This is a genomic window from Mesorhizobium sp. ISC11, from assembly GCF_037162595.1.
Lineage (GTDB): Bacteria > Pseudomonadota > Alphaproteobacteria > Rhizobiales > Rhizobiaceae > Mesorhizobium > Mesorhizobium ciceri.
In genome coordinates, this window is record NZ_JAVSPW010000001.1 from 3,438,591 (window position 1) to 3,453,574 (window position 14,984).

A 14,984-nucleotide genomic window follows, 5' to 3' on the forward strand; every position below is an offset into this window, starting at 1 on the left:
GAGCTGCGGGCGAGCGAAATCCAGAAGGGTGAATACCTTACCCGAGCGGCCGACTGCATCGGCTGCCACACGTCCAATCCGAGCCGCCCGTTCGCTGGAGGCTATCGCGTGCCGACACCCTTCGGCGACGTATACTCGACCAACATCACACCTGATCCTGACACGGGCATTGGACGCTACTCCGCGGACGAGTTCGTGCGGGCCGTGCGGAAAGGTATCAGGCGCGATGGAGCCGATCTCTATCCCGCCATGCCCTATGACAGCTTCGCCGCGATGAGCCGCGAGGACGTGCTTGCGATCCGGACCTACCTCCTGGCGCAGCCGCCGATCTCGCAGCCGCAGCCGCGAAACATCCTGCCTTTTCCATTCAACCAGCGCTGGACAGTTGCGCTGTGGAAGCTCGCGAACCTGCATACCGGCAGTTTCACGCCCGATCGGAACCGGACCGCCGCATGGAACAGGGGAGCCTACCTGGTCGAGGTGCTCGGCCACTGCGGTGCCTGCCACACGCCAAGGAATGCAACGTTCGGCATGGATGAAGACCACAAGCTTGCCGGCGGCACCGCCGGCATCTGGCAGGCCTTCAACATTACCAGCGACAAGATCGCAGGCGTCGGCGACTGGAGCAACGAAGAGCTGTCTCGATTTCTCAAAACCGGCGCCGTTCCCGGGAAGGCTTATGCGGGCGGGCCGATGGCGGAAACGGTCATGAACAGCCTGCAACATCTTTCCGATGACGATATCCAGGCCATCGTCGCTTATCTCAGGGACGTGCCCGCCCAATCGGGAGACGAAAAGCAGCCGCGTTTCTCATGGGGTAACGCGGCCACGGCCGACGGCGATGCTGGAACCGAAGGGATGACGCAAGGCAGCGGGACCGCAGCCGGCGATGATCTCTATCGATCGCTCTGTTCGACATGCCATGGGGCGAACGGAGGCGGATCGTCAGACGGATCCTATCCGTCCTTGACCCGCAACAGCACCCCCGGCGCGGCCACACCCGAGGATGTCGCCATGACCATCCTTGAAGGCGTCAAAGCTGGCGACGTGGCGGGGCGTAAGTCGATGGCGGCCTTCGGCGGCTGGCTGGACGATGGCCAGGTGGCAGCCCTTGCAAATTACGTCACCGCTCGGTTCGGAAATCCCGACGTCAGCGTTACCGCGGCCGATATACGCCAGATGCGGGCCGGCTCGACAACAGGCCAGACAATCATGGTTCTGGCGGCTCAATCACTTGTGGCGTGCGCCGCCGTGTTGATGCTTGGGCTGCTGCTTCTGCTGGCAAGGCGCCTGCGCCGTCGGACCAGTTCAGTGCGCCTCATGTCCGCGCATAGAGATAGGCGGTGATGTCGCGCGCCTCTTGAGGCGACAGATTTGTATTGGGCATGGCCGTGTTCGGGTCTACGTCCCGCGCTCTGCTGATCCAGCGCATCATCGCATCCGGGCTGGCTCGCGATGCCCCGATATATCCTCTTTCGACGACGCCCCGCAGGGAGGGACCGACGGTACCACGGGCGCCGGGCACCCCCGGGATTTCGTGACATCCGCCACAGCCGTTGCGGATCATGGCCGGGATGGCTCGTTGAGGGTCGCCGCCGATCGCCTGCACAAGCGTGGTTTCTCGCAGACTGTTGCTGCGAACCGATCCGCTGGCGAAGACGGCAAAACCGATGACGACAGCCGCCGATGCTCCTGCCAACCACCAGAATTGGGGCGGCGCTTGCTTGGCGGCCTGCCGGTTCATCTGCGCTTACCGCTCTCAGCGCTCAATGCGCTGCCGAAGCACTGGTCCGGCAACGGATTGAGGAGCCGGGTCATTTATTACAGTTCTGCACATTCGATGTTGTCGTGCCGGTCGCGGTGTTGTTGTCGATGTCGTTGCCTGCCGAATCTTTGCAGCGGTCAGTCATGCCACCTGATTTCGTTGTGGAATTTGTCGAATTTGTAGTGCTCGGATCGGAAGGATTCACGGATGTTCCAGAGCCGGTGCCGCTGTTGCCGCCGGTATTTCCAGACGTAGCCCCGGTGCCGTCGTTCGAGCCCGAACCGCTGTTGGAGCCGGAACTGTTCGACTGTGCCACTGCCGATGTGGCCAATGTGAGCGCGAGCACAGCGGCGGACAGAAGTTTGACGATCATGGTGGATCTCCTGGTTGGGTGTACCGCCACCAAACCAATCCTTTCCTGATATGTTCCCGGCGAAATCGTGTTCAGCAAATTCTTGTGAAACAGGTTTTTGTGCCGGCACTGCAGACGGGCTAGCCGCGCGACGGCGGTCGATATAGGTGCGCCGCCTTGGCGTCGTCCGGCCGCGGAAGCAGCGCTGGCCGCATGCCCTCGCCTGAAGCATAGTTGCTCACTGGTGGCCGCTGCCCGCGTCCCCGACCAGTGCCCGATCATCCCCGGATCGGAGACAGCTCAATCATCGCCATGAAAGTCATAGCAACGGGCCGAACACGAATATAGCCAGTAGAGCAAGAAAAATCACGGCGATAACTGCGATCGCCCACGTGACAATTCTTCTTGTCCCCCGTTGCTCCTGCTTGCGAGAGATATTTTCAGCCACAGTACGAAATCCTTGCTGCAAAACTCAACCGACGACAAGGCTCAGCGCCCGCATGGTCCTGCCGGACTGTTGGGCCGCGTCCTGGAATGGCCACAGCCGGGGCTCACATGCCTACCAACCCTGCCGCCCGTACCAATCGTCGACATCGCGCCGCACGCGGTCCTTTTCGATGCCGTAACGCTCCTGGATCTTGCCTTCGAGTTGATCGCGCTTGCCGGCGATGCGGTCAAGGTCATCATCGGTGAGTTTGCCCCACTGCTCCTTGACCTTGCCTTTCACCTGTTTCCAGTTTCCTTCCACGCGGTTCCAGTCCATGACACCGTTCTCCCTGTTTTGGAAAGGTCCGGAATAGGAAACGCAATCCAGTCAAGGATGTTCCTGGAAACAGCCAACGCGCTGCCCGATGCCGAATCGGTTGCCAGAAGTTATCGCCCCTTGCGGTCCGCAAAGTACGTTCGAGCCAACTTTCAGCCGAGCCATCGTCGCTCGCTCAAACCCGCGTATTGCACGTCATATGCCAAGGCTCTAAACGGCTCCGACGATGCTTTACATTCGTGCCCGATCACGTTTGAGTGCTGTCAGGCAATCAGCGCTAACTCCAGCGGAGGCGACAACACACCATCGCCGCCTAATCCCCCTACTCCCACTCGATTGTTCCAGGCGGCTTCGACGTCACGTCGTAGACGACGCGGTTGATGCCGCGGACTTCGTTGATGATGCGGGTGGCAGCAGCCCCCAGGAAGGCCATGTCGTAGTGGTAGAAATCCGCCGTCATGCCGTCGACCGAGGTGACGGCGCGCAGCGCGCAGACGAACTCGTAGGTGCGGCCGTCGCCCATCACGCCGACCGTCTGCACCGGCAGCAGCACGGCGAATGCCTGCCAGATGGCATCGTAGAGGCCGGCTTTGCGGATCTCGTCAAGATAGATGGCGTCGGCTTCGCGCAGGATCTCCAGCTTTTCGCGGGTGATGCCGCCGGGGCAGCGGATGGCGAGGCCCGGGCCGGGGAATGGATGGCGTCCGATGAAACTCTCGGGCAGGCCAAGCTCCTTGCCCAGCGCCCTGACCTCGTCCTTGAACAGCTCGCGCAGCGGCTCGACCAGCTGCATGTTCATGCGCGCCGGCAGGCCGCCGACATTGTGGTGCGACTTGATCGTCACCGACGGGCCGCCGGTGAAGGAGACACTTTCGATCACGTCGGGATAGAGCGTGCCTTGCGCCAGGAATTCGGCGCCGCCGAGTTTCTTGGCCTCTTCCTCGAACACCTCGATGAACAGCCGGCCTATGGTCTTGCGTTTTTTCTCCGGATCCGACTCGCCCTCGAGGGCGTCGATGAAACGGTCCGACGCGTTGACCAGAATGAGCGGCAAATTGTAGTGCTCACGGAACATCGCCACCACGCCCGCGGCCTCGTCCTTGCGCATCAGGCCGTGGTCGACAAGGATGCAGGTCAGCTGGTCGCCGACCGCTTCGTGGATCAACAGCGCGGCAACGGAGGAATCGACGCCGCCCGACAGCGCGCAGATGACCTTGCCCTTGCCGACCTGCTTGCGGATCGCCTCGACCGCGTGCTCGCGGTAGGCGCGCATGGTCCAGTCGCCCTCGATGCCGGCGATGTTGTGGACGAAGTTCCTGAGCAGCCGGGCACCGTCGGGCGTATGCACCACCTCGGGGTGGAACATGATGCCGTACATCTTGCGCTCGATGTTGCCGAAGATGGCGAAGGGCGAGCCCTCCGATTTGCCGAACACCTCGAAGCCGGTGGGCAAGGAGATGACGCGGTCGCCATGGCTCATCCACACCTGGTGGCGCTGGCCGGGCGCCCACAGGCCCTCAAACAGCGGGCTGTCCTTCTGGATCTCGACGAAGGCGCGGCCGAATTCGCGATGGTCGGAGCTTTCGGCGACGCCGCCCATCTGCACGCACATGGCCATCTGGCCGTAACAGATGCCGAGCACCGGCACGCCGGCGTCGAAGACGATCTGCGGCGCGCGCGGACTGCCGATATCGCCGGTCGAAGCCGGGCCGCCGGACAGGATCACGGCTTTCGGATTGATGCGCTTGAATGCCGCTTCGGCCGACTGGAACGGCACGATCTCGGAAAACACGCCGGCCTCGCGGATGCGGCGGGCGATGAGCTGGGTGAACTGGCTGCCGAAATCGACAATCAGGACGGTATCGGGATGATTGGCTGTTTTCATGGCGAGCGTTTAGAGAAAGAAATGAGTCGACGCAATGGGTTGCGAGTTTCAGAGCGGTCTGGCGTCTTCATGCGGCGAATCTTTCAGAAGCGTGCCCGAACCGATGGCCTGTTCGAGCCGCATGACGGCCTCCGCCAGCTTCTCATCGATGACTTCAAGATATTCGGTCCAGTCGCCGACATGCCTGAGATCCGCCGCCCCGTCGGAAATGCCGCGCAGCCCGATCAGCGGAATGTCGAACAACTGGCAGGCGCGCAGGCAGGCGAAGGTCTCCATGTCGACCATGTCGGCGTTAACAGCATCATAGGCCGCACCGGTGATGATCGCGCCGCCGGTCGATAGCGTCGCCTGCTTGATATCAGGTATCTTGAAGGGCAATGGCACGGTCACCGGCAGGTCGAGGAAGGGTGTGGCACCCTTCTCGAAGCCGAGCGGCGAAGCGTCGATGTCACGGTAGCTGACCGAAACCGCCTGGTAGATTCCCGTCTGCTCCAGCGTCCGGCTGCCGGCTGAGCCGAGCGACACGACGAGGTCGGGCAGGGTTTTTTGCGACTTCAGCCAGGAGAGTTCAGCGCCTAGCCTGACGCCGGCCTCGACCGGACCGACACCTGTCATCAATGGCGTGAACAGCTGCTTGAGATGCGGACCGTATTCGGCCTGCGCCGCCATGACGAAGAGGACGTCCTTGCCCGACAGGCGGCGAATTTTATCGGTCATGATGATTTGCTCCTCTCCGCCCGATCACCTGCTTATCTGCGCCGCCGCTCGCCGGGACCCGCTGCCTCCGGCAGCTCCCGGCGTCCGTGGCCTTTCATCGTGCCACCGGCACGATGAATTCGCCTGCGGCGAACCGGCCACTCACCCTTCTATCCCATCACGCCCGACCACCGTCATCATCGTTCCGGTCATGGTGGCGATCAGCTTGGCCTCGCCGTCGGCGGCAAAGGCGTAGGCCTGGCCGTCGGCGACGATGATGGTGCGGCCTGGCTTGGTCACCGAGCCGCGGAACAGGAAGCGCTCGCCCCTGCCCGGCGCCAGCAGGTTGACCTTGAACTCGATGGTCAGCACGCCGGAATTTTCCGGCATCAGCGAAAAAGCGGCATAGCCGCAGGCCGAGTCCAGCGCGGTCGAAATGACGCCGGCATGGAGGAAGCCGTGCTGCTGGGTGAGTGCCGCCGAATAGGGCATCTCGATCTCGATGATGCCGGGCGTCACCAGCGTCAGTTCGGCGCCGATCGTGGCCATCGCCTTCTGGCGTGCGAAGGAGGTCCTGACGCGATCCTCATAGTCCGGGGCGGGTACGATCTTTGCTGCCATGGCCGCTGCCTTCCTTTATGCGGATAAGCTTATTGCAGAGGCATGGACGGCAGGCAAATGCTTTTGCTGCACTGCACAATCGACCTGGCCTGCCTGCTGGCGCCACGCATCCGTCAGGAATTGGCGACATCCGATCGGATTCAGGCCGACCTGCGCAACGCACAGAAGTAAAACCCGTCGGTGCCGCTCAGCGCCGGCGACAGCGAGATGTCGCCTTTGGCGCCGATGCGCGCGGCTGCCGGATGGCCGGGAAAACGGCTGTCCCAGAGCTGGCGGTGGTCGACGGGAACAAAGCCGCTGTTACGGTCCCGAAAGGCCGCGATCTGCTCGCCATTCTCCTCATCAAACACCGAGCAGGTGATGTAGACCAGCAGGCCGCCCGGTTTGACATAGGCTTTGGCCGCATCGAGGATCGCCGACTGTTCGCCCTTGCGGGTATCGAGCTGCCTCTGCGTCAGCCGCCATTTGGCGTCGGGGCGGCGCCGCCAGGTGCCGCTGCCGGTGCAGGGCGCGTCGACCAGCACGATGTCCATGTGGTTGCCGAGCGGCGCGAGTTCCGTGGGCTTGGTGACCACCTGCACATTGCGGTTTTCCGAACGACGGATGCGGTCGAAGATCGGCGCCAGCCGTGCTTTCCGCATCATGGGCAAAGATCTGGCCACGATTTTCCATCGAAGCCGACAGTGCCAGCGTCTTGCCGCCGGCGCCGGCGCAGAAATCCAGCACCTGCATGCCGGCTTCGGCCCCGGCAAGGGCGGCCGCGATCTGCGAGCCTTCGTCCTGGACCTCGAACCAACCCTTCTGGAAGGCCGGTTCGGCCTGCACATTCGGGTGCCGGCCATCGCCGTCGATCGGTGGAATGCGGATGCCGTGCGGGGCGATTGCCGCGGGTTTGGCGCCGGTTCCCGTCAGTTCGGCCAGCACCTTGTCGCGGTTGGCCTGCAAGGTGTTGACCCTGAGGTCGAGCGGCGGGCGCGTTGCCAGCGCGGCGCCCTCGTCGGCCCAGCTCGGGCCGAAGGCTCGCTCGAAAAGCGGCGCGCACCAGTCGGGAACATCCGCCCGCACCGCGTCCGGCGCATCGGCGAGCCGACCGTCGGCGATGGCCTGAAGCTCGGCGGCGGTCAGCAGCGGCGGTGCGAACTTGTCACCATCCAGCGCCTCGTTGAGCGACTGGGCCGTCTGCCCCCATTCGAGCAGCAGGGCGCCGAAGCCAATGGCGCGCGGCGTGTCCTGCCCCAGCAGCCAGCCCGCGGAACGCTTGTGGCGCAAGGCGTCATAGACGATGTTGCCGATGGCCGCACGGTCGCCGCCGCCGGCGAAGCGATGCGACAGGCCCCAATCCTTCAGCGCGTCCGCCACCGGCCGGTGGCGCCGGCCGATGTCTTCCAGCACTTCGATGGCCGCAGCCAGCCTTCCGCCCAGTCGCATTGTCTTGTTCCGTCACGCAGAAAATTATTCCGGCCCTGCTCTAGAGCGCGCAACCGGCGCGCACAAGCAGGTCGGCCGGCACAACCGCTCTGCTTTCCAACTTTTCTGGTTGCGAATACTCTTCCGATTGTGATTCGCGGCGCGAAAAGGTGAACCGGCGGATCGACACGAGGAGAGGGCAATGAAGACTTATCTGGCGGAAGTTCTAGGCACATTTCTATTGGTGTTCATCGGTACGGCTTCTGTGGTGACGGGCGGCTTCGGCGGCGCGCTGCCGCTTGGCCAGGAAGGGATCGGTCTGGCGTTCGGCATCGGCCTCATCGCCGCGGCCTATGCGATCGGCCCCATTTCGGGCGCGCATCTCAACCCGGCGGTGACGCTCGGCGTCTTCCTTGCCGGCCGCCTGCCGGCCAAGGACGTCATCCCCTACTGGATCGCGCAGGTCATCGGCGGCGTCCTTGCTTCACTGGCGTTGTGGATCATCGTCTCCGGCCAGGTTGGCGGACACACCACCGGCTTCGGCGCCAATGGCTGGGATGTGACGAAATGGGGTGTCAGTTCGGCCTTCCTGTGGGAAGTGATCGGCACCTTCACCTTCGTCACCGTGATCCTTGGCGTCACGGCCGAAAAGCACTCGACGGCGTTCGCCGGACTGGTCATCGGCCTGACGCTGGCAGGGCTGCACTTCGCCATCATCCCGGTGACCGGCACGTCGCTCAACCCGGCCCGCTCGATCGGTCCGGCGCTGTTTTCGGGAACTGCGGCGATCGGCCAGCTCTGGCTGTTCATCGTGGCACCGTTGATCGGCGGCGCCATTGCCGGCGTCGTCGCCAAGGCGCGCATCTTCGAGAAGGACTGAGCTCTTTGGAAGGCTGAATATGCGAAGGCGCGGGCCATGGCCCGCGCTTTTTTTGTGGATCTTCTCTTGGGTGGATTCTCTTGCCGTCAAAGCACCCGCGACAGGAACTCGCGGGTTCGGGGCGATACCGGATTGGCAATCATCTCGCGCGGAGCGCCGCGTTCGATGATCACACCGCCATCCATGAAAACCAGCTGATCGCCGATCTCGCGGGCGAAGCCTACCTCGTGGGTGACCACGACCATCGTCATGCCGCTTTCGGCCAGATCGCGCATGACCTGCAGCACCTCGCCAACGAGTTCGGGGTCGAGCGCCGATGTCGGCTCATCGAAGAGCAGGACTTTCGGCTTCATCGCCATCGCGCGCGCGATGGCGACACGCTGCTGCTGGCCGCCGGACAGTTCCCTCGGATACCGGTCGACCTTGTCCAGGAGACCGACGCGCCGAAGCAGAATCTCCGCTTCGGCCTTTGCCTCGTCCGGGGGGATGCGCCGAACCTGCGTCGGCGCCTCAATCAAATTCTCCATCACGGTCATGTGGGAGAACAGGTTGAACGACTGAAACAGCATGCCGGTCTCGGCGCGCCGCCGGCAAAGCAGGTCGTCCTTGACCTCGTAGAGCTTGTCGTCCCTAAGGTCGTAGCCGACGAACTGACTGTCGACGAGCAGGATGCCGGCGCTGAGCTTCTCGAGATGGTTGATGCAGCGCAGGAATGTGCTCTTGCCGGAACCCGAAGGGCCGATGATGCAGGCGACCGATCCGACGGGTACGTCGAGATCGACACCCTTGAGAACCTCGAGCGGACCATAGGATTTGCGCACGCCGCGCGCGAAAACCATGGAGTCGGCTGGGACGCCGAAGCGGGCGCGATTTTCGTCCTTCACGTCGCTCATCGGGAAATGCCACGCAGGCTGATGATGTTGCGCAGGAAGCGCATCGTCACGGCATCGCGGCGCGTATCGCTGCGACCGAAATGTCGCTCGAGGAAATGCTGTCCCACCGACATGATGCTGACTACCGCGAGATACCAGAAGGCGACCACGATCAGAAGCGGGATCGTCTCGAAGGTGCGCGCATAGATGCTCTGCGCCGAATAGAACAGGTCGTCGACGGCGATGAATGTCACCAGCGACGTCATCTTCAGGAGGTTAATGGCCTCATTGCCGGTTGGCGGCAGTACGAAGCGCATCGCCTGCGGCAGCGTGATGCGCTTCAGGATCATGCGGTACGGCATGCCAAGCGCGCTCGCCGCCTCAGCCTGGCCCGACGGCACCGACTTGATGCCGGCCCGGATGATCTCGGCCATGTAGCCCGCCTCGCACAGGGAAAGGGCGACGACGGCAGAGAAGAACGGAGTCATGAAATCATTGGTGCGCACGGAAAACAGCGTGCCGACAAAGGGGATGGTCAACGAGACTTCGCGCACCAGCAGCGACAGGTTGAACCAGAAGATCAGCTGTATCAGGGCCGGTACGCCACGGAAAAACCAGACGTACAGACCCGCGAAGGCACGCAGCACCGGGCTTGGCGACACGCGCATGATGGCGATGACCGTGCCGACAACGATCGCCAATATCATGATCACCGCGGTGAGCATCAAGGTGTTGCCAAGGCCGCGCATGACAGAGGGATGCAGGAGGTAACTCACCACCGTAGGCCAGGCAAAGGCAGGGTTGCTGGCGAAGGCCCGGATGATCAGGAATGCCACCAGCAGGGCCAGCGCCGTGCCGACCCAGATGCCGTAGCGGCGCTGCGGCATGACGGTCAGGCGCGAAACCGCCTCGGCGACGCCCGGCTCGATGCGTATCTCGTTTGGGTGGGCCGCGCCCATCGCTGCTTCTCCTGGTCTTGATCCGGAAGCGGCGCCCGGCACGAGACCGGACGCCGACAACCGCTATCGCATCAGCCCCAAATGATTTCGGAAAGCATGATCAAAGTTTTAGAACAAAGTGCGTCCGACTGGACAAAACTTTGTCAGTCGGCGCGCAACGCCTCCATGCTGCCGACGAAATAGGGCTCCTTGATCGCGTAGGCGCCCATGCCGTATTTGTCGAGAATAGCCTTGTAGGTGCCGTTCTTGAACAGCTCGGAGAGTGCGCCCACCATCATATCGGCGGTCTCCTTGTCGTCCTTGGCGATCGCCATGCCGAGCGGCGCGACTTCATAGAGGGTCGGCAGCACCACGAGCTGGCCCTTGCTGGTGACCTCGAAATAGCTCGAGGCGGTCGCATCGTCCATGCGGGCGTCGACGCGGTCGGACAGCACCGCCTGGACGATATCCGTCGACGAGTTGAAGACCGATTTTTCGATGGCTGCCTGGCCCTTGCCGGTGCAATCCGTGCTCAGCTTGTCGACCAGGAAATCCGATGCGCTGCCTGCCGAAACGCCGATCCGCTTGCCGCAGAGCGGGGTGTCGCCGCTGAAACTCGCCTTCTTGTCCGGCGACGTCGAAACAGCCAGGCCGGCCTTCAGGAACATGACGAAATCGACCTGCTTGAGCCGCTCCGGCGTGGCGGAGAAAGTCTCCCAAGCGACCTTGAAACGGCCGGCCGCCAGGCCCGGTATCATCGAGGGGAAAGGTGTGCGCGCCACGTCCAGCTTGGCGCCGACCAGCTTGGCCACCTCACCGGCCAGTTCTATGATAATCCCGGTCTGTTTGCCGTCGGCGTCGAGATACTCGAAAGGCGCATAGTCCAGCGTGTTGGCGACGGTCAGCATGCCGGTCTGCTGAACCTCGGCCGATTTCGTCACCTTGGCGGCGCCTGAAGGTCCGCTCCAGACTATGGCAAGTGCGGCCAGCGCCAAACCTGCCATCTGTAAATGTGCTCTCATTTTCGTTCCCCTTTTTTGATTACAACGTTTCCTGCAGTCTGCTCTCCAATCAGGGCCTCGCGTCCTCATCGCCGCAGCCAAGCATTGATCCGTCTATGTACCGGCTGCTTCCGCAGCCTTTTTCTTGCGGTAATGGTAGTTCTTGTCGATGCGCTCCATCAGATAGTCGCCGTAGAGCACCGGCTCATATTTCGGCTGGCTACCGGCCGGCACGCAGACCGGCAGCGCCTCGATCGTTTCATCCATGGACGGGTCGAAGAAGAAGGGCTGGGAATAGCGCTCGCGCCCCGACCGGTTGATGACGCGATGCGGCGTCGAGACGAACTGGTCGTTCGACCAGCGCGCCAGGATGTCGCCGACATTCATCACGAAGGAGTCCGGGACCGGAGGCGCGGGAACCCATTCGCCCGCCTTGTTCTTGACTTCCAGGCCGCCGACATTGTCCTGCGCCAGCAGTGTAATGAAGCCGTAATCGGTGTGAGGGGCCGAACCGAATAGCCCCTCCTCATGCGGCTGCGTCGGGTAGTGCAGCAACCGCAGGAAGGTTGTCGGCTGATCGAAATAACGGTCGAGACTGTCGGTCGGAAGTCCAAGCGAAAGAGCGATGGCGCCGACCATTTTGCGGGCCAGTGTGCTCATCTCATCGACATAGCGTTCAATCGTTGGCCTGAAGCCAGCAAGCGTTGCCTCGTCCGGCCACTGGTTGGGACCCTGCAGCGGCTTGTCGGCCAATGTCCTGGGGTCGTCGGCCTCGACCTCGTGCATGAAGAAGATCGATTCGCTCTGGTTCGGCTTGCTTACTGTCGCCACCGACGACGTCACGATCGTCGAGCCGGCAAAGGGCAGGTAGCCGCGGAAATTCCTGTCGATCTTCAGCGCCAGTTTCTGCTCCTCGGGCAGAGCGAAGAAGCGCTTGCTGGCTTCGCGAACCGCTTCGACGTCGGCACGCGGGATCGGATGCCCGACGACATAGAGGAAGCCGATCGTCTCGAGATGGCGGCGCAGTGTCGCCGCCGTCGCGGCGATCGCTTCCTGGTCATCGCCATAGAGCGCCGACACATCGATGATCGGAATTTCGGAAAAGTCGCCGCGTGCGTCCATTCGAACACCTTCTCTTGAACATAAGATACAGTACTGTATTTCTACACATCCAAATCGCCTCAGCAATAGGCTTTCGAGCGCAACGGGAAAAACGCGGCACAATGGCACCACGCAAGATAATCATCGACACCGACCCAGGTCAGGATGACGCGTTCGCGATCCTTTTCGCGCTAGGCTCGCCAGCCGAACTCGAGGTAGTCGGCATCACGACAGTCGGCGGCAACGTGCCGCTTGCCCTAACGTCGAAGAATGCGCTCAAGGTCGTGGAACTTGCCGGACGACCCGATGTGCCGGTCTATGCCGGCTGCCCGGCGCCGATGGTGCGCAAGCTGATCACGGCCGAGTATGTTCACGGCGAAACGGGCCTCGACGGCGCCGATCTGCCCGAACCCGTCACACCGCTGCAGAGCGAGCACGCAGTCAATTACCTGGTGCGCACGATCATGGATGCGCCGGAAGGCGCGTTGACCGTCTGCACGCTCGGGCCGATGACCAACCTGGCCATGGCCATGACCATGGAACCGAAAATCGTCCCTCGGCTGCGCGAAGTCGTGCTGATGGGCGGGGGCTTTTTTCAAGGCGGCAATGCCACGCCTGCCGCGGAGTTCAACATCTTTGTCGATCCGCATGCCGCGCACAAAGTGTTCGACAGCGGCGTCCCGGTGACGATGGCCGGCATCGACTGCACCTACACTGCCCTGATGACGCCTGAATGGCTCGACGCCCTGCGCGCCACCGGCAGTCGCGCGGCGATCGAGGCCGCCAACATGGCCGACTTCTATCGCCAATACGGCACCCACAAATTCGCGACGGCGGCGCGTCCCATCCACGATGCGTGCGTCACCGGTTACCTTCTGGCCCCGGGGATCTACGAGCAGCGCCAGTGCGCCGTGACGGTCGATATCGTCTCGCCCGAAACCATAGGCATGACCGTCGTCGACTGGTGGCACGTCACCGGCCGCCGCAAGAACTGCAATGTCCTGCGCCGGATCGATCCGGCGCCGTTCTTCACGCTGATGCTGGAGCGGATCAGTGCACTGCCCTGAAAATGCGTATCCGGCGATAGACGGTGACACGGAGAATTGCGAAGCAGTCACGGGGCGGTTCGATAGGCGAATCGGCCATGCGCGTTGCGCGCGGCGACGAAGGTCTCGAATTTCATGAACGGGAAAGGCGTGCTGGCGAAAACGAAACGACCGCCTCGACCGGCGGTGCGATCAAAAGCGGCGCGGCAGACGCTCAGCCGTGAGGCCTGGATTGCGGCGGCGCGCAAGGTGCTGGAAAAGCGCGGCATCGGCGAGGTCAAGATCGACCGCCTGGCGCAGCAGTTGAAGGTCACGCGGGGCAGCTTCTATTTCCATTTTGCCAGCCTGGCGGACCTTCGCGGCGGCCTCTTGCAGGAATGGCGAAACAGCAATTGCGCGCCGTTCTGGGCGATGCGCGAGATCCACGACATAGACGGCCTGCAGTTCTTCACCGACATCGTGCATGTCTGGGTGGATGAAGCCCCTTTCAGCCCGCTGCTTGACTTGGCTGTTCGCGATTGGTCACGGACATCGAAAAAGCTCGCTCAGGAAGTCAAGGACATCGACGATCTGCGCATCGCGCTGCTCATCCGGGCGTTCCGCGCCATGGGCTATTCGGAAGACGAGAGCATCGTGCGGGCGCGCATCACCTATTTCCACCAGATCGGCCAGTACGCACTGTCCTTCAAGGAAGACCCGGCCGTGCGCCGCCGCTACCAGCCACTGTTCGGAGAAGTGCTGCTCGGACCGCTCGTTCAAGAACCCGGCACGGCGCCGAAGTCGACGGAGATGCGGGCCGATCGTCGTTAGGACCTCTGGCTGGAAACAGTCGTGCCATCTGGAACGGTCGGGCCGCGTTGTGGCGAGGAGCAGCACCTGTCGCAAAATCGCCATAGGCGGCAGTAAACTTCGAAGCCATTGTCCTTCAATCTCCGGAACCGTGCTAGAGAGCGCTACCGATTGAATAGCGCCTGCTGGTTCGAGGTCCCATTGACAAAACGGCTATCGGATTTCGACGTTGGCTTGCTGCTGACACTCGATGCGCTGTTGAAGCACCAGAACGTCACCCATGCGGCGTCGAGATTGAACATTACCCAATCGGCCTTGTCGGCCCGCCTGACGCGGCTGCGTCAATTGCTGAACGACCCTGGCACTTGAGCCCGAACTCGTCCGGCTGCTCGGTTGAGCGATTTCGTGAATACTGCTCATCTGTTCGACCCCGCCACAAGCAAACGTGTCTATCGCATTGCCGCAACGGACAATCCGGCAGCGATCCTGGCTCCGGACCTCATTCCGCGGTTCAAATCCCAAGCTCCCAACGCAAAGGTCGCCTTTACGGTGCCCGACAAGCCGAGGATCGTCGAGCACCTGGAGCAGGGCGACATCGATCTCTTCATCGGAGCCGCGGAAGACGTTCGAGTGGCCTGATCAGGCAGAAACTGTTCGAAGAGGAATTCGTCACCGCCCAGGGGCACGGCCATCCGCGCGGCAAGGGACCGATCACCCTGGACGAATTCTGTGCCCTCGACCATCTGCTCATTTCGACGATGCAGCGCCATGGCGGCGTGGACGCCCCACCGATGTTGGATGCCAATCGGGGTTTACAGCCGACGTCGGCCATTGCCCAGCCGCAGCGCGAGCCAGCCCTCAAGCGCCA

16 protein-coding genes and 1 pseudogene are annotated in these 14,984 nt (G+C 62.6%); 6 read left to right on the forward strand and 11 right to left on the reverse strand.

All coding sequences use genetic code 11. The annotated features are described in order from the left end of the window. Positions 1–108 precede the first annotated feature (108 nt). Complete coding sequence (locus RPF88_RS16910; RefSeq protein WP_164758121.1) at positions 109–1,347, forward strand: c-type cytochrome; 1,239 nt, start codon at positions 109–111, stop codon at positions 1,345–1,347. Here the strand turns inward: RPF88_RS16910 and RPF88_RS16915 are convergent. From RPF88_RS16915 to RPF88_RS16945, 7 genes and pseudogenes are all read right to left on the reverse strand, one after another. After that, the gene (locus tag RPF88_RS16915) at positions 1,319–1,744 is read right to left on the reverse strand and encodes a c-type cytochrome (RefSeq protein ID WP_063170138.1); all 426 of its coding nucleotides are present in this window, start codon (positions 1,742–1,744) and stop codon (positions 1,319–1,321) included. The genes RPF88_RS16910 and RPF88_RS16915 overlap by 29 nt on opposite strands. A gap of 70 nt (positions 1,745–1,814) precedes the next feature. Next, positions 1,815–2,138: a hypothetical protein gene (locus RPF88_RS16920; RefSeq protein WP_013533226.1), complete on the reverse strand. Its 324-nt coding sequence runs from the start codon at positions 2,136–2,138 to the stop codon at positions 1,815–1,817. Positions 2,139–2,676: 538 nt separating this feature from the next. Continuing rightward, the gene (locus RPF88_RS16925) at positions 2,677–2,880 is read right to left on the reverse strand and encodes a CsbD family protein (protein ID WP_013533227.1); all 204 of its coding nucleotides are present in this window, start codon (positions 2,878–2,880) and stop codon (positions 2,677–2,679) included. A gap of 322 nt (positions 2,881–3,202) precedes the next feature. Beyond that, the gene (guaA, locus tag RPF88_RS16930) at positions 3,203–4,765 is read right to left on the reverse strand and encodes a glutamine-hydrolyzing GMP synthase (protein ID WP_063170137.1); all 1,563 of its coding nucleotides are present in this window, start codon (positions 4,763–4,765) and stop codon (positions 3,203–3,205) included. Positions 4,766–4,813: 48 nt separating this feature from the next. Further along, entirely contained in the window at positions 4,814–5,482 is a 669-nt protein-coding gene (locus RPF88_RS16935; protein WP_013530372.1) for a 5'-methylthioadenosine/S-adenosylhomocysteine nucleosidase, read from the reverse strand. Between the two features lie 141 nt (positions 5,483–5,623). Beyond that, on the reverse strand, positions 5,624–6,082 hold the full coding sequence (locus RPF88_RS16940; protein ID WP_013530371.1) for a PaaI family thioesterase: 459 nt from the start codon (positions 6,080–6,082) through the stop codon (positions 5,624–5,626). Positions 6,083–6,222: 140 nt separating this feature from the next. After that, a pseudogene (locus RPF88_RS16945) lies at positions 6,223–7,510 on the reverse strand (RsmB/NOP family class I SAM-dependent RNA methyltransferase). A 181-nt stretch (positions 7,511–7,691) separates the two neighbouring features. On the opposite strand from RPF88_RS16945, the gene RPF88_RS16950 reads away from it, so the two are divergent. Beyond that, on the forward strand, positions 7,692–8,369 hold the full coding sequence (locus RPF88_RS16950; RefSeq protein WP_013530368.1) for an MIP family channel protein: 678 nt from the start codon (positions 7,692–7,694) through the stop codon (positions 8,367–8,369). A gap of 86 nt (positions 8,370–8,455) precedes the next feature. Here the strand turns inward: RPF88_RS16950 and RPF88_RS16955 are convergent, their stop codons facing one another. From RPF88_RS16955 to RPF88_RS16970, 4 genes are all read right to left on the reverse strand, one after another. Then, positions 8,456–9,208 (reverse strand): amino acid ABC transporter ATP-binding protein, encoded by a 753-nt coding sequence (locus RPF88_RS16955; RefSeq protein WP_164745975.1) that lies wholly within the window; start codon positions 9,206–9,208, stop codon positions 8,456–8,458. Positions 9,209–9,258: 50 nt separating this feature from the next. Next, a complete protein-coding gene (locus RPF88_RS16960) occupies positions 9,259–10,200 on the reverse strand; it encodes an amino acid ABC transporter permease (RefSeq protein ID WP_013530366.1) in 942 nt (313 codons plus the stop codon). A gap of 143 nt (positions 10,201–10,343) precedes the next feature. Further along, complete coding sequence (locus RPF88_RS16965; RefSeq protein ID WP_063170135.1) at positions 10,344–11,201, reverse strand: ABC transporter substrate-binding protein; 858 nt, start codon at positions 11,199–11,201, stop codon at positions 10,344–10,346. Between the two features lie 93 nt (positions 11,202–11,294). Beyond that, a complete protein-coding gene (locus tag RPF88_RS16970; protein WP_013530364.1) occupies positions 11,295–12,302 on the reverse strand; it encodes an isopenicillin N synthase family dioxygenase in 1,008 nt (335 codons plus the stop codon). Between the two features lie 101 nt (positions 12,303–12,403). On the opposite strand from RPF88_RS16970, the gene RPF88_RS16975 reads away from it, so the two are divergent. The 4 genes from RPF88_RS16975 (at position 12,404) to RPF88_RS16990 (ending at position 14,755) form a co-directional block, all read left to right on the forward strand. Continuing rightward, entirely contained in the window at positions 12,404–13,348 is a 945-nt protein-coding gene (locus RPF88_RS16975; RefSeq protein WP_013530363.1) for a nucleoside hydrolase, read from the forward strand. Between the two features lie 114 nt (positions 13,349–13,462). Further along, positions 13,463–14,137, forward strand: coding sequence for a TetR/AcrR family transcriptional regulator (locus RPF88_RS16980; protein ID WP_013530362.1), 675 nt, complete (start codon positions 13,463–13,465; stop codon positions 14,135–14,137). A gap of 180 nt (positions 14,138–14,317) precedes the next feature. Further along, complete coding sequence (locus tag RPF88_RS16985; protein ID WP_224621640.1) at positions 14,318–14,485, forward strand: helix-turn-helix domain-containing protein; 168 nt, start codon at positions 14,318–14,320, stop codon at positions 14,483–14,485. Positions 14,486–14,521: 36 nt separating this feature from the next. Further along, positions 14,522–14,755, forward strand: a complete 234-nt coding sequence (locus tag RPF88_RS16990) for a LysR substrate-binding domain-containing protein (protein ID WP_224621641.1) — start codon at positions 14,522–14,524, stop codon at positions 14,753–14,755. Positions 14,756–14,984: the final 229 nt, after the last annotated feature.